Origin of the sequence: Mesorhizobium sp. M7D.F.Ca.US.004.03.1.1 (assembly GCF_003998635.1) — a bacterium.
Classification (GTDB): Bacteria; Pseudomonadota; Alphaproteobacteria; order Rhizobiales; family Rhizobiaceae; genus Mesorhizobium; species Mesorhizobium loti.
On record NZ_RZQG01001272.1, the window covers coordinates 1 to 1,307 of the forward strand.

Consider the following 1,307-nt stretch of genomic DNA (forward strand, 5'->3'; position numbering starts at 1 on the left):
GTCCTCTTCCGTGCCATAGGCGCCCTGGCGGACCCAGACGTCGGTGTTGTTCATGCCGCAAGCGCTGACCTTGACCAGCACTTCGCCGGCGGCAGGCGCGGGCACTTTCACATCGCTGCGGTAGACGAGTTTTTCCGGTCCGCCGTGCCCGGTGAGCAGCACGGCGGCCATAGTGGCGGGGAGGGTTCTGGTCATGGCATTCATCGGTCGATCTCAGAGATTGGCAAACACGCTCTTCACCGCATCAGCCGTCTTCGAAACGACGATGTCGGCTTCTTCGCGGGTCAGGCAGAGCGGCGGGGCGAAGCCGAGGATGTCACCCTGCGGCATGGCGCGGCCGATGACGCCGCTTGCGGCAAGCGCCGTCGCCACTTGCGGCCCGATCTTCTGCGACGCGTCGAAGAACACCCGGTCGTCCTTGTCGGCGACGAACTCGACCGCCGCCAGCATGCCGTCGCCGCGCACGTCGCCGACATGTTTGTGGCCGCCGACCGCTTTGGCCAGCTCTGCGCGGAAATAGGCGCCGGTCTCGCGGGCATTCGTCACCAGATCCATCTCGTCGATCAGTTCGAGATTGGCGACCCCGGCGGCAACGCAGATCGGATGCGCCGAATAGGTCCAGCCATGGCCGAGCGAGCCGAGCTTGTCGGAGCCCTCGACCAGCACCTGCCACATCTTGTCGGCGACGATGACGCCCGACAGTGGCGCATAGGCCGAGGTCAGGCCCTTGGCGATGGTGATCAGGTCCGGCTTGATACCATAGTGGTCGGAGCCGAACATGGTGCCCAGCCGGCCGAAGCCCGTCACCACCTCGTCGGCGACCAGCAGCACGTCGTACTTCTTCAGCACCGCCTGGATTTTCTCCCAGTAGCCAGCCGGCGGCGGCACGATACCGCCAGTGCCGAGAATCGGCTCGCCGATGAAGGCAGCGACCGTTTCCGGGCCCTCGGCCAGGATCATCTCCTCAAGCTTGTCGGCGCAATACTGCGAGAACTGCTCTTCGCTCATCGAGCGGTCGGCGCGGCGGAAATAGTAGGGCGCCTCGGTATGCAGGATCGGCGCGCGCGGCAGGTCGAAGGCGTTGTGGAACAGGTCGAGCCCGGTCAGTGAACCGGTCATCACGCCCGAGCCGTGATAGCCGCGCCAGCGCGAGATGATCTTCTTCTTTTCCGGCCGTCCCAGCACATTGTTGTAGTACCAGATCAGCTTGATGTTGGTTTCGTTGGCATCCGAGCCCGACAGGCCGAAATAGACCCTCGACATGCCCTTTGGCGCGCGGTCGATGATCATCTTGGCCAGCGTTATCG

At 64.3% G+C, this 1,307-nt stretch carries 1 protein-coding gene and 1 pseudogene; both read right to left on the reverse strand.

The genetic code is table 11. The annotated features are described in order from the left end of the window. A pseudogene (locus EN935_RS36250) lies at positions 1 to 204 on the reverse strand (Zn-dependent oxidoreductase); the annotation flags it as partial. 9 nt (positions 205 to 213) lie between these two features. Beyond that, a partial coding sequence (locus tag EN935_RS36255) for an aminotransferase class III-fold pyridoxal phosphate-dependent enzyme (RefSeq protein WP_127374242.1) occupies positions 214 to 1,307 on the reverse strand: 1,094 nt, incomplete at its 5' end.